Origin of the sequence: Leifsonia tongyongensis (assembly GCF_010686705.1) — a bacterium.
Classification (GTDB): Bacteria; Actinomycetota; Actinomycetes; order Actinomycetales; family Microbacteriaceae; genus Diaminobutyricibacter; species Diaminobutyricibacter tongyongensis.
Window position 1 is genome coordinate 1,398,763 of record NZ_JAAGWY010000001.1, and the last position, 12,279, is coordinate 1,411,041.

The 12,279-nt window shown below is 68.5% G+C and carries 10 protein-coding genes; 4 read left to right on the forward strand and 6 right to left on the reverse strand.

Annotated elements, in window-relative coordinates:
- Positions 1 to 121: 121 nt before the first annotated feature.
- The gene (locus G3T36_RS06785) at positions 122 to 685 is read right to left on the reverse strand and encodes an SRPBCC domain-containing protein (protein WP_240148259.1); all 564 of its coding nucleotides are present in this window, start codon (positions 683 to 685) and stop codon (positions 122 to 124) included.
- A 145-nt stretch (positions 686 to 830) separates the two neighbouring features.
- Between G3T36_RS06785 and G3T36_RS06790 the strand changes: the two genes are divergently transcribed.
- Positions 831 to 1,202 carry a hypothetical protein gene (locus tag G3T36_RS06790; RefSeq protein ID WP_163288772.1) on the forward strand — a complete coding sequence of 124 codons (372 nt, stop codon included), beginning with the start codon at positions 831 to 833 and terminating at the stop codon, positions 1,200 to 1,202.
- A gap of 205 nt (positions 1,203 to 1,407) precedes the next feature.
- Here G3T36_RS06790 and G3T36_RS06795 read toward each other — a convergent pair whose 3' ends face one another.
- Both G3T36_RS06795 and G3T36_RS06800 read right to left on the reverse strand, forming a co-directional pair.
- Positions 1,408 to 3,048: a phytoene desaturase family protein gene (locus tag G3T36_RS06795; RefSeq protein ID WP_163288773.1), complete on the reverse strand. Its 1,641-nt coding sequence runs from the start codon at positions 3,046 to 3,048 to the stop codon at positions 1,408 to 1,410.
- Positions 3,045 to 4,007 (reverse strand): LysR family transcriptional regulator, encoded by a 963-nt coding sequence (locus G3T36_RS06800; RefSeq protein ID WP_163288774.1) that lies wholly within the window; start codon positions 4,005 to 4,007, stop codon positions 3,045 to 3,047. Before G3T36_RS06800 ends, G3T36_RS06795 begins: the two co-directional genes overlap by 4 nt.
- Positions 4,008 to 4,175: 168 nt before the next feature.
- On the opposite strand from G3T36_RS06800, the gene G3T36_RS06805 reads away from it, so the two are divergent.
- Positions 4,176 to 7,856, forward strand: coding sequence for a proline dehydrogenase family protein (locus G3T36_RS06805; protein ID WP_163288775.1), 3,681 nt, complete (start codon positions 4,176 to 4,178; stop codon positions 7,854 to 7,856).
- Between the two features lie 26 nt (positions 7,857 to 7,882).
- Positions 7,883 to 8,710: an aldo/keto reductase gene (locus G3T36_RS06810; RefSeq protein ID WP_163288776.1), complete on the forward strand. Its 828-nt coding sequence runs from the start codon at positions 7,883 to 7,885 to the stop codon at positions 8,708 to 8,710.
- Positions 8,711 to 8,992: 282 nt separating this feature from the next.
- Here G3T36_RS06810 and G3T36_RS06815 read toward each other — a convergent pair whose 3' ends face one another.
- The 3 genes from G3T36_RS06815 to G3T36_RS06825 are packed head-to-tail and all read right to left on the reverse strand — an operon-like array spanning position 8,993 to position 11,441.
- Complete coding sequence (locus G3T36_RS06815) at positions 8,993 to 9,355, reverse strand: GntR family transcriptional regulator (protein ID WP_163288777.1); 363 nt, start codon at positions 9,353 to 9,355, stop codon at positions 8,993 to 8,995.
- Positions 9,352 to 10,743 carry an ATP-binding protein gene (locus tag G3T36_RS06820; RefSeq protein ID WP_163288778.1) on the reverse strand — a complete coding sequence of 464 codons (1,392 nt, stop codon included), beginning with the start codon at positions 10,741 to 10,743 and terminating at the stop codon, positions 9,352 to 9,354. Before G3T36_RS06820 ends, G3T36_RS06815 begins: the two co-directional genes overlap by 4 nt.
- Positions 10,740 to 11,441 carry a response regulator transcription factor gene (locus G3T36_RS06825; protein WP_163288779.1) on the reverse strand — a complete coding sequence of 234 codons (702 nt, stop codon included), beginning with the start codon at positions 11,439 to 11,441 and terminating at the stop codon, positions 10,740 to 10,742. The genes G3T36_RS06820 and G3T36_RS06825 overlap by 4 nt, the downstream gene beginning before the upstream one ends.
- Positions 11,442 to 11,489: 48 nt before the next feature.
- On the opposite strand from G3T36_RS06825, the gene G3T36_RS06830 reads away from it, so the two are divergent.
- Complete coding sequence (locus G3T36_RS06830) at positions 11,490 to 12,239, forward strand: ABC transporter permease (protein WP_163288780.1); 750 nt, start codon at positions 11,490 to 11,492, stop codon at positions 12,237 to 12,239.
- Positions 12,240 to 12,279: the final 40 nt, after the last annotated feature.

The following is a 12,279-nucleotide window of genomic DNA, read 5'->3' on the forward strand; positions in this document are numbered from 1 at the left end:
GCGCACTCGTTCGGCGCGAGCGCACGCATTCGGCGCGAGCGCACTCGTACAATGGCGTGCGCTCAGAAGGAGCGCGTGCGGATGCGACCTCCGACCGGGACCGCCGGCTCGGACCGCGAACTCAGTCGCCGGCCGCGCGCTGGTTCACCGCGTGCAGAGCCACCTGCTCACGGCGGATGTCCTGGTCCAGCTCCCGGCACAGGGTCTCGTAGTGGTCGAGCATGTCAGGGTAGTAGTCGTTCCAGTCGGGCATGGGCTTGCCGGCGCGAGCCGCAAGCAGCCGGTCGAGGTAGTAGTCCCAGCCGACGCCCATGCTCGGAGCTTCGTCCTTCAGCGAGCGCAGCCGCTGGCCGAACGTCAGGGTTGTGTGCGAACTCGCCTCCTTCAGGTGCCAGAACACGCGGAACGACGCGCCCGCAGGTCCGACATCGGCGGCGAAACGATGCGGCGCATCGCACTCGAGGATGCTGACATCACCCCACTCGGCGCCGTCGCCTTCGGCGTTCATCCGGAACTTGAGCGCGCCCGTCGAGGGGAGCCCCTTGTATTCGCCCACCCATTCGGCGAGCCGCGGCGATCTGCTGAACCAGGACCAGACGTCCTCGATCGGGGCTTTGAAGATCCGGTCGAGAACAACGAAGACCCCGTCGTCCTTGCGAACGAGTCGACCAGTCGGCTGTGGCATCATCTGCACCTCCCGCTAGCTTTCAGAGTAGCCACGTCGCTCCGGAAACGGCAGGGCGAATCGGGGGATCCTTCGAAGAATCCCAGCGCGTGCATCCAAAACTCCCACTAGCGGTGGGCGTGGGGTCCGTCGCTAGGCTGTGCCCATGAGCACGAAGAGCAGGCAGGGACCGAAGCAGGAGGAGCGCGGACTCGACATCGAGGGCGGGCACAGGGGGTTGTGGGGGTTCTTCGCGGGCCTCATCGTGGCCGTGCTGATCGCGTACCCGCTGTCCGCGTCGGTCGCCTTCGCTACGCATCCCGCCACCCAGAACCTGTTCGGCGGCCGGCTCGAGTCGGCGTCGCAGGGCGGCTACCAGGCCTTCTGGTGGATCATCGCGATCATGTGCGCGGCACTGCCGTTCATCGTCGGATTCGGTATCGCGAAGCTGTCGAACCGCACGGTCGGCATCCTGGCGGGCGTCGTCGCGGTGTTCCTCATCCTCGTCATCGTGCTCGGCCAGCTCTTCGCCTTCTGACGGGGGCGCAGCGCACTCTGGTGCGCGCCCCGAGCGCTTGCCCGCCAGGACGGGGCGTGCCCGCCACCTCGAGCGGGCCGGCTTGTCCCGAACGGGCGGGGACACGGCTGGATGCGGGCCGGCTTGTCCCGAACGGGCGGGGACACGGCTGGATGCGGGCCGGCTTGTCCCGAACGGGCGGGGACACGGCCGGATGCGTGCCGACTCAGCTCTCGAGGACGGCCATCGCCGCGTTGTGGCCGCCGAGTCCGCTGACCCCTCCACCCCGGCGCGCGCCCGCGCCGCAGAGCAGTATGCGCTCGTGCCGCGTCGCGACGCCCCAGCGCTGAGCCGGGGTCACCAGCGGATCCCCGTCTTCGGCGAACGGCCACGAGAGCGGGCCGTGGAAGATGTTGCCGCCGGGCATGTTGAGGGCGTGCTGCAGGTCCAGCGTCGTCTTCGTCTCGATACACGGGCGCCCGTCGGCATCGGTCAGCAGCAGGTCCTCGATCGGCTCGGCGAGCACCGAGTTCAAGGAGGCCAGCACGGCCTGCTGGAGGCGCTCGCGTGTCGCGTCGTTGTTCTCCTCGTTCAGCCACCGATCGGGGGTGTGCAGGCCGAACACCGTGAGAGTCTGGGCGCCGGTGGCGGCGAGGTCGGCATCCAGGATGCTCGGATCGGTGAGCGAGTGACAGTAGATCTCGCACGGGATCAGCTCGGGCATGACCCCACGCACCGCGCCGGCGTATGCGGATTCGAGCTGTGTGTAGGTCTCGTTGACATGGAAGGTGCCGCCGAAGGCGGCGGCAGGGTCGACGGATGCGTCGCGCAGGTTCGGCAGCCGCTTCAGGAGCAGGTTCACCTTCACCTGCGCTCCCTCCGGATGCGCTGCCGGCCCCGGCGCCCCCTCGGGATGCGAGGCCGACCCCAGCAGCCCGTCGAGGACCTCGGGCGCCACATTGGCGAGAACGAACCGGCCGATCACGCGGCGTTCATGCTTCTTGCGCCGGTAACGCACCGTGCCGTCGGGGTCGATGGACGTGACCTCGGCTCGCGTCACGATGCGCGCGCCCGAGTCGCGTGCGACCCGGGCGAGCTCGGAGGTGACCGTTCCCATGCCGCCGATCGGGACATCCCAGTCGCCGGTCCCGCCGCCGATCACGTGGTAGAGGAAGCACCGGTTCTGCGCCAGCCCGGGGTCGTCCGCACTCGCGAAGGTGCCGATCAGTGCATCCGTCACCGCGACGCCACGCACGAGATCGTTCCCGAGCCGGGAGGTGATCAGCTCGCCGATGGGGCGCTCGATCAGGGCATCCCACAGGTCGTCGTCGCCGACGAGCGTGCGCGCCTCGCTGCGGGTGAGCAGCGGTTCGGTGACCGTCGGCCAGAGCGCGCGGGCGACGCGCGCGGTGTCCTCGTAGAAGCGGGTGAACGCATCCGCGTCGCCGTCCGCTTCGATCCGGGCGAAGGATGCGGCCGTTGCGTTCTCGTCCGTGGTGTCAATGAGGAGACCGGCGCCATCCGGGTCGCCTGGCACCGGAGTGTAAGAGGAGTAGCGCCGTCGGGCGAGCCCGATGCGCAGTCCGAGCTCGTCGATGATGCGCTGGGGGAGGAGGCTGACCAGGTAGGAGTAGCGCGAAAGCCACGCGTCGACACCCTCGAAGGCCTGCGCGCTCACGGCGGCGCCCCCGACCGAATCGAGGCGCTCGAGCACGATGACGCTCAGCCCGGCCTGGGCGAGGTAGGCGGCGGCGGTCAGCCCGTTGTGGCCGCCTCCGACGATCACGACGTCGTGGGTCGGCTCTGCGGGCGGCTCTGCGGGCGGCTGGTCCGTCGTCGTCGGTCTCGTGGCTGAGGGGTCGCTCATGATCCGAGCCTAGGCCGCGTTGCATCCTGGGCGGCGCGGGTGAGCGCGTCCCGGCAGGCGAGAACGCCGGGACGTGCGGCAGACGACCGGCGCGACGACGTGAAGATGGTGCGTCGCGGCGAGCCGGGGAGCTCCACGAGCGCGACCGACGGTGCGTCCCCCGCCCAGACGAGGTCGGGCAGGAGTCCGACCGCGTTCCCGGACCGGATCAGGCGGATGTGCGCGATCAGGTCCGCGGTCTCGAAACGCACATCCGGCTCGAAGCCCGCGGAGCGACAGAGCTGCACCGCCCAGGTGCGGGCCGCCGTGCCCTCGGGCTCCATCACCCATGGCAGCTCCGCAGCGTCGCGGAGCTCGCGGACGGTAGCGCGGCCGGATGCGCGGGGAGGAACGGGAGGAATGGGAGGAGTGGGAGGAGCGGGAGGAACGGGAGGAACGGCGAGGTGGATGGCGTCGGTCACCAGGTCGACGCGGTCGAGGTCGGCGCGGAGACCCCGCGTGCTGCCGGGATACTGTTCGGCGATGACGAGGTCGAAGTCGCGGGCGGACACTTCGAACAGGCCCCGTTCCGGTTCCCGCTCGGTGACTTCGACGCGGAGATCGGGGTATTCGGCGGCGAGGATGCTCAGCGCACCCGGCACGATAGCGTGCGCGGCCGACTGGAAGACGGCGATCCTGACCACCCCGGTGACAGTGTCGAGGGAGGCGTCGAGCTCGGATTCGGCCTGCTCGAGCAGGTCGAGGAGGTCGGCTGTCCGCGCGGCGAGAAGCTCGGCCTGGGGAGTGAGCTGCACACGGCGGCCCACCTTGCGCAGCAACGTCACCCCGGCTTCGCGCTCGAGCGCGGACAGCTGCTGGGAGACGGAGGACGGGCTGAACGAGAGGGCCTCGGCGACCCCGGCAATGGTGCCGCGGATGGCGAGTTCGCGCAAGAGGCGGAGTTTGCGTACGTCGAGCATCGTCGTCGGTTCCTCTCGGATACTTCAGTGAATGTGAACAATATTGTTCGTAAACATTCGCTTTTTCTAATGAAAGATTACGCGCACACTGTTATCCACAGCGGGCGGTTCCTGACAGATCGGTCGCGCGACAGCAACCACTCAACAGCGAGGAATACAGTCGTGAGCATGGCGAATCAGACGGACGAACCAGGAACGCGCCCGGCCGACCTCGCACAGGACGCGGTGGCGCTCGTGCAGAAGTGGCTGGCCGAAAGCGCGCCCGCCGACGTCGGTGGCCGCAAGCCGGCGCAGGACCCGGCAGCAGAGCGACTCGCCGGGGTGCTCAAAGACCCGAACGGGCTCGACTTCGCGGTCGGTTTCGTCGACGGCGTTGCGCGCCCGCAAGACCTGTTCGTGGCCGGCTACAACCTGCAGCGCGTCGCCAGGAAGATCCCGGCCTTCCTGCCGTGGTACATGCGGCTGGCGATCTGGCTCGGCGGTGTTTTCGGGCCGGTTCTGCCGTGGGTCGTGATCCCGATAGCCCGCCGCGTCCTCCGTGCGATGGTCGGCCACCTCGTCGTGGATGCGACACCGGAGAAGCTGGGGCCGGCCATCGCCCACCTCCGTGCGCCCAGTGATCCGCAGGGCCATGGCGCCCGCCTCAACCTCAACCTGCTCGGTGAGGCCGTGCTCGGCGAACAGGAGGCAGCGCGTCGCCTCGAGGGAACGCGCGCGCTGCTCGCGCGCGACGATGTCGACTACGTATCGATCAAGGTGTCGTCCATCGCCTCGCAGCTGTCCATGTGGTCGTTCGATGAGACCGTCGAACGGGTGATCGCACGACTCACGCCCCTGTACGAGCTCGCCGCATCGTCGCCGAAGCCGAAGTTCATCAACCTCGACATGGAGGAGTACCGCGACCTCGATCTCACGATCGCGGTCTTCACGGGCATCCTGAACCAGCCGAGACTCGCGAACCTCGAGGCGGGAATCGTGCTCCAGGCCTACCTGCCCGATGCGCTGGATGCGCTCCAGGGGCTCACCGAATGGGCGATGAATCGCCGTGCCGGTGGTGGAGCGCCCATCAAGGTCCGGGTGGTCAAGGGCGCGAACCTGGCGATGGAGCGCGTCGACGCAGCCATCCACGGCTGGTCGCTGGCGACCTATGCGACCAAGCAGGCGACCGACACCAACTACAAGCGAGTGCTCGACTGGGCGCTCACGGCCGAGCACACGCACGCGGTGAAGATCGGTGTCGCCGGGCACAACCTGTTCGACGTCGCCTACGCCTGGCTCCTGGCGCAGCAGCGCGGGGTCGAGGACCGCATCGACTTCGAGATGCTGCTCGGCATGGCGACAGCTCAGGCGGAAGCCGTGAAACGCACCGTCGGCACCCTGCTCCTCTACACACCCGTGGTGAACCCGGCCGAGTTCGACGTCGCCATCTCGTATCTCATCCGCCGGCTCGAAGAGAACGCCAGCCAGGAGAACTTCATGTCGGCCGTGTTCGAACTCGATTCGAACCCTGCGCTGTTCGAGCGCGAGAAGCAGCGTTTCCTCGCATCGGTCGCCGAACTCGCGGCCGACCCGAACCCCCACGGCTACGCTCCGCTCCCGAACCGCAAGCAGGACCGCGCCCGTGAATGGGAAGACGCCGGGGCCGAGGCCTTCACGCTGCCTGCGGTCGCCTCCGTGCCATCGCCTCCGGAAGAGCGGCTCACGAGTGTCGTCCTCGGGCTGAGCCGGGGGTCGGACGGAGAGCTGCTCGAACTGGAGGAGGACGTCGTGGACGCCCCCGCCGAGCCGATGACCGCGGCCGTCCCGGACGCGCCGGTCGACTTCCACAACGCAGCGGACACCGACCCGTCGCTCGGAGCGAACCGCGCCTGGGGCAAGAAGATCCTCGCCCGGGTGCCGGGGTCGCAACTCGGTGTCGACACCGTCGCTGCCGCTGCAGTGACCGACGCTCAGGTGCTCGACACGGTCATCTCTCGCGTACAGGTCACGGGTGAGGCCTGGGGGCAGCTCAGCGGCTTCGATCGGGCCGCGATCCTCGATCGAGCAGGGCTCGCGCTGGCGGCCAACCGCGATCGGCTGATCGAAGTGATGGCAGCCGAGACGGGCAAGACGATCGCCGAAGCCGACCCGGAGGTCAGCGAGGCCGTCGACTTCGCCCACTACTACGCGGCGCGAGCGCGCGAGCTCGACAGCATCCAGGGTGCCCGGTTCGTTCCGTCGAAGCTGACCGTCGTCACTCCGCCGTGGAACTTTCCGGTCGCGATCCCTGCGGGCTCGGTGCTGTCTGCGCTCGCGGCGGGCAGCGGAGTGATCATCAAGCCGGCACACCAGGCGAAGCGGTCCGGCGCCGTCATGGTCGAGGCGCTGTGGGAGGCGGGAATCCCGCGTGACCTGCTCGTCCTCGTCGACGTCGCCGAGAACGATCTCGGGCGGCAGCTCGTCTCCGACCCGCGTGTCGACCGGGTGATCCTCACCGGGGCATACGAGACGGCGAAGCTGTTCCGCTCCTGGCGTCCCGACCTTCCGCTGCTCGCCGAGACGAGCGGCAAGAACGCGATCATCGTCACCCCGAACGCCGACTACGACCTTGCAGTGTCCGACATCGTGAAGAGCGCGTTCGGGCACGCTGGGCAGAAATGCTCGGCCGCCAGCCTCGTCATCCTCGTCGGCTCGGTCGCCAAGTCGGAGCGGTTCCGCCACCAGCTCGTCGACGCGACGGTGAGCATGCGGGTCGGCTACCCCGAAGACCCCACCAGCCAGATGGGCCCGCTGATCGAGCCGCCCCAGGGAAAGCTGTTGCACGCGCTGACAACCCTCGGCGGTTCGGAGGAATGGCTCGTTCAACCGCGCCAGCTCGACGACACCGGCCGCCTGTGGTCGCCCGGCATCCGAACGGGTGTGCAACCGGGCTCGTACTTCCACCTCACCGAATTCTTCGGCCCGGTCCTCGGCATCATGACCGCCCGCAACCTCGACGAGGCGATCCGTTTCCAGAACGCGATCGAATACGGGCTGACGGCGGGGCTCCACTCCCTCGACTCCGGAGAGCTCGCGCACTGGCTCGACACGGTCGAGGCGGGCAATCTCTACGTCAACCGCGGGATCACTGGAGCAATCGTGCGGCGTCAGCCGTTCGGTGGCTGGAAGCGATCCTCCGTCGGCGCCGGAACCAAGGCCGGCGGCCCGAACTACCTCATCGGACTCGGTTCATGGGAACCCGAGACGGGAACCTCCAGCGCGAGCCTGCACCTGCGCGGACTGGACCCCCAGGTCTCCCGGCTCATCGAATCGGGCCAGGCGGCGATGGACTACGCCGCGTTCGACCTCGTTCGACGTTCGGCGCTCAGTGACGCGATCGCTGCCGGCACCGAATACCTGCAGACCAAAGACGTGTCCGCCCTCGGAGTGGAACGCAACCTCTTCCGCTACCGGCCGGTCCCGGTGACGATCCGGCTCTCCGACGGCGAAGAGCTCGCCCCCTTGCTCAGGATCATGGCCGCCGCGACCGTCGCGCGTTCGAGGTTTTCCGTCAGCACGGCCATCGCCCTGCCGAAGCCGCTGCAGAGCGTGCTGCGCGAGCGGGACGTTCCCGTCGTGGTCGAAAATGATGAGCGGTGGCTCGCGCGGGTCGCGGGCGGGCAGGTGGCCGCCCACCGCATCCGCTTGATCGGAGGGGATGCGCAAGCGCTCGCCGCGGCGCTGAAGGGAACGCCGGACACGGCGATCTATGCGCACCCCGTCACCCCGTCGGGCCGCGTCGAGCTTCTCCCGTTCCTCCATGAACAGGCGATCTCGATCACGGCACACCGGTTCGGCAACCCGTCACGGCTGTCGCAAGGGGTCATTTGAGCGGAGGGGCGCGCTAGCCTGAAAGTGTGACCATTCCGCTCATCGAACTCAACAACGGAACCACCATTCCCCAGCTGGGGCTGGGAACCTGGCCACTCGACGATACCGAAGTGGCGCGCGCCATCGTCGAAGCCACCGCTCTGGGCTACCGGCACATCGACACCGCAGCGAAATACGGCAACGAAGCAGGCATCGGCGACGGTGTCCGGGCCAGCGGCCTACCCCGCGAAGACCTGTTCGTCACCACCAAACTCGACGGGACCTACCAGGGCGACGACCGGGCCATCGAAGGACTCGACGGCTCGCTCGCGCGGCTCGGCCTCGACTACGTCGACCTGCTGCTCATCCATTGGCCTTTGCCGGCGCGCAACCAGTTCGTCTCGACGTGGAAGACCTACGAGAAGCTGCTGGCCGCCGGTAAAACGCGCTCGATCGGCGTCTCCAACTTCAAGCCGGCGCATCTCGACCGCCTGCTCGCCGAAACCGACATCGTGCCAGCGGTCAACCAGATCCAGCTCAACCCGAAAGTGACCCGTCCGGCGCAGCGTGCGTACGACGCGGAACACGGCATCGTCACCGAGTCGTGGAGTCCGCTCGGTCCCGGCACCGATCTTCTGGACGCACCCGAACTCGCGAGCATCGCGGCGAAACATGGCAAGACCCCCGGGCAGGTCGTGCTGCGCTGGCACATCGAGCTCGGGCTCGTCGCGATCCCGAAGTCGCGCAACCCCTCACGGATGGCCGAGAACATGGACATCTTCGATTTCGCGCTCGACGCCGACGATCGCGCCGTCATCGACTCGCTCTCCGACGGTCCCGACGCCGGGGTCGACTCCGACCGCGGCGGCCACTAGCGGCACGCTCCCGCTCGGCGACGCTCCCAGCCGCACGTGTTCTTTCTGAGCGCACGTCGTTGTACGAGTGCGCTTGCCGCAAACGAGTGCGGCAGGATGCGGTTGGTGCGGTCGCGGCCGCGCTCGGGCTCGGCGACGCTCCCAGCCGCACGTGTTCTTTCTGAGCGCACGTCGTTGTACGAGTGCGCTTGCCGCAAACGAGTGCGCTTGCCGCAAACGAGTGCGGCGAGACGCAGCAGGGCGAGTGCGGCAAGACGCCCAGGGAGAGTGCAGCGGGCGCGGCTACCGCGCGACGCGCAGCGCCGCGGCCGCGAGATCGAGCGCCAGCTCCGGGTCCGCGTCGAGCTCCCGCACCGTGTCCGCGAAGGCCGCCGCCGCGAGTTGCACCTGGCGCGTAGTCCCGTCGCCGCTCGCTGCGATGTACGATCCGTTGCGCCCGCGGGTCTCGATGACCTCGGCCTGCTCGAGCTCGCGGTAAGCGCGCGCGACCGTGTTGGCGGCGAGTCCCAGCTCGTCCGCGAGATGCCGCACGGTGGGCAGTTTCGCGCCCGCCGGCAGCTCACCCGAACGCATTTTCTCGATGACCTGGTGTTTCACCTGCTCGAACGGTGGCACCCCGGACTCGTCGTCGATCCGGAATGTCATGCAGGCGCTCCCTCGGTCGTGGTGGCGGGAAGCACCACCGTTGCCAGCAATCCTCCCGCGCTCGCGTTGGCCAGCACAATGCTGCCACCGGCCGACCGGACGAGTGCCGCCACGATCGCAAGGCCCAGCCCGCCGCCTGCGAGCGCCGAGCGGGGGCCTTCGGCGCGCGTGAACCGGGTCAGCGCGATCGGGATGAAGTCTTCCGGCATCCCCGGACCCGAATCCTGAACTGTCAGGGTCACCCGTCCGGCTACGGCAACGAGTTCAACCCCGATCTCCCCGGACCCTTCCAGCGCGGTGATGGCGTTGCTCAGCAGGTTGTCGACGACCCGACCGAATTCGGTTCGCGAAAGGGCGACCGTCGCGCCGCCGCCGTCCCGGCTGCGCGGCCGATAGTCGAAGTCGATGGACAGGTCGGCGTCGTCGCCGCTGACGGCGCGCGCCCGGTCGATGGCCTCAGCCAGTTCGGAGGTGAGCTCCCGCCAGTCCGCCTGGCCCTGAGTGGCGCCGGCATCGATCCGCGACAGTTCAAGCAGGTTGGCCGCGAGCTGGCCGAGCCGCACCGCTGTGGAGTGGGAGTCGCGGATGTCGGCGAGAAGCGCATCCGCGTCGCCGGCGTCGAGTTCGGCGAGTTCGAGCTGACCGCGCAGCACCGCGAGGGGCGTGCGCAGCTCGTGGCTCGCATCCGACACCATCTGCTTCTCCCGATCGGCGGATGCGCGCAGCCGGCGGAGCAGATCGTTGAGCGTCGTGGCGAGTGCCGCGAGTTCGTCGTTGGCCGGACCGACGGCCAGGAGGCCGGTGGATGACACGTCGGCGATGGCCTCGGCCTCTTCGCGCATCCGGCTCACCGGGCGCAGCGCAGCGCGCGCCAGCAGCCACGACGCTGCGCCGAACACCACGATGGCGATCCCGGCGCCGACGAGCATCGCGACGGTGAGGCGGTCGAGGATGAGGTCGGTTGTCTCCGTGTTGCGCGCGGCGATCACCACGTAGGTTCCCGCCGACGTCTCCACGTTGTGCTTGAGCACGATGTACTGCTGGCCGCCTGCGCTGACCGACGCGGCTTCGGTGCCGAAGGTCTCCAGGTGCTGGATGCGCGCCTCGAGCCTGCGCGGCAGCGTCGACTGCACCACCTGACCGTCAGGGGCGACGACGGCGATCTCCTGGCCGCCGACCGGTGCGTCGAGCTTGCCCGCGGGGTTCGTCTCCAACTCGGTCACGTACGGCGCGATGTCGTTCATCAGCAGCGTGACGGTCGCGTTGTGCAGGATCGTCGCGACTCCGATGCGCACCACCGCGACCGCGACCAGGCCGAAGAGCGTCGCGATGAGGAGGCTCCCGATCGTGATGCGGGCGGTGATCGACAGGCGGCGCAGCCCGTTCACGGGCGGGATGTCTCAGAATTCACAGCGTGTTTGGCGTCGAGCCGGTAGCCGCGACCGCGTTCGGTGACGATCGAGAGTCCGGCGCCCGCCATGTCGAGTTTCTTGCGCAGGTACGACACGTACTGGTCGATGACGTTCTGCCCGATGTTCTCGGTGCCGCCCCAGACGGTTTCGAGGATCTCCGTGCGCGACAGCAGCTTGTCCGGGTTGGTCGCGAACAGGCGCAGCAGGGTGAATTCGCGGCGGCTGAGCGGCATCTCGTGCCCGGCGACGAGGGCGCGGTGCTCATGCGAGTCGATGGTGAGCCGGCCGACGGTGACGTGGGGTCGCGAGCCGGTCGGCTCGCGACGGAGGAGAGCCCGGATGCGCGCGGCCAGTTCCGCGAACGCGAACGGCTTGGTCAGGTAGTCGTCGGCGCCGGAGTCGAGGCCGTGCACCCTGTCCTCGATCGCGTCGCGCGCGGTCAGGAGCAGGATCGGGACGGGATTCTCGGCCTCGCGGATGTGCCGGCACAGTTCGAACCCGCTCATCCCGGGCAGCATCACGTCGATCGCCGCTGCCGCGAACGTCGACTTGCCGATGGCGATGAGCGCATCGATGCCGTTTGTGACGAGCGTGACGTCGTAACCTTCTGCGGCGAGCCCGCGTTCGACGAGCTTGCCCATCTCTGGATCGTCTTCCACCACGAGGAGCTTCATGGGTTCATGCTGCCACGGGTTGCTTGTCGTGGTCTGTACCCTCGAACCATGACCTGGCCTTCCGACCTTTTTCCCAGCCTTCTGGGGGTCGGCATTCTGATCGTTCTGGCGACAGCCGTCCTCTGGTTCTACCGCGCGCCGCATCCGTTCTCCCCAGCGCTCGCCGTGCTGCGCGGTGGGTTGCAGCTCGCGATCATCAGCATCATTCTCACCGGGGTGATCCAGGATCCGGTGTGGGTGACGCTCGCTCTGCTGGTGATGTTCTCGGTCGCCGTGCTCACCGTCTCACGGCGCCTCGGCCCGACGCCGCAGCACCTCTGGATGGTGACGGCGTCGATGGCGGCGGGCATCGTGCTCACACTCGCGATCGTCTTCGCGACGGGTGCCATCCAGCTGTCGGCTCGCTACGCGCTCGCGATCGGCGGCATCGTCATCGGCAATTCGATGACGATCGCCACGCTCGCGGGCCGCCGCTTCAGCGAGAGCGTGAACGAGCACTGGGATGAGGTCGAAGGCTGGCTTGCGCTCGGCGCGACCCCCCGGCAGTCGACGCATGAGTTCACCAGGCGTGCCGTCTATTCAGCGCTCATCCCGTCGACGGACCAGACGAAGACGACCGGGCTCGTCACCCTGCCGGGTGCGTTCGTCGGCGCGATCTTCGGTGGCGTCTCGCCGCTGGAGGCGGGGCGGTTCCAGATCGTCGTGCTGGCCTCCCTGATCTCCGCCGGCACGATCACCGCGGTACTCCTGATCTCCTGGCTCGCGCCGGTGAAGGTGCGGCCGGCCGCCCTCACGTAGCAGTGGGCTCCGCATTCTTGGCGGCTTCTTAGCGATCAGC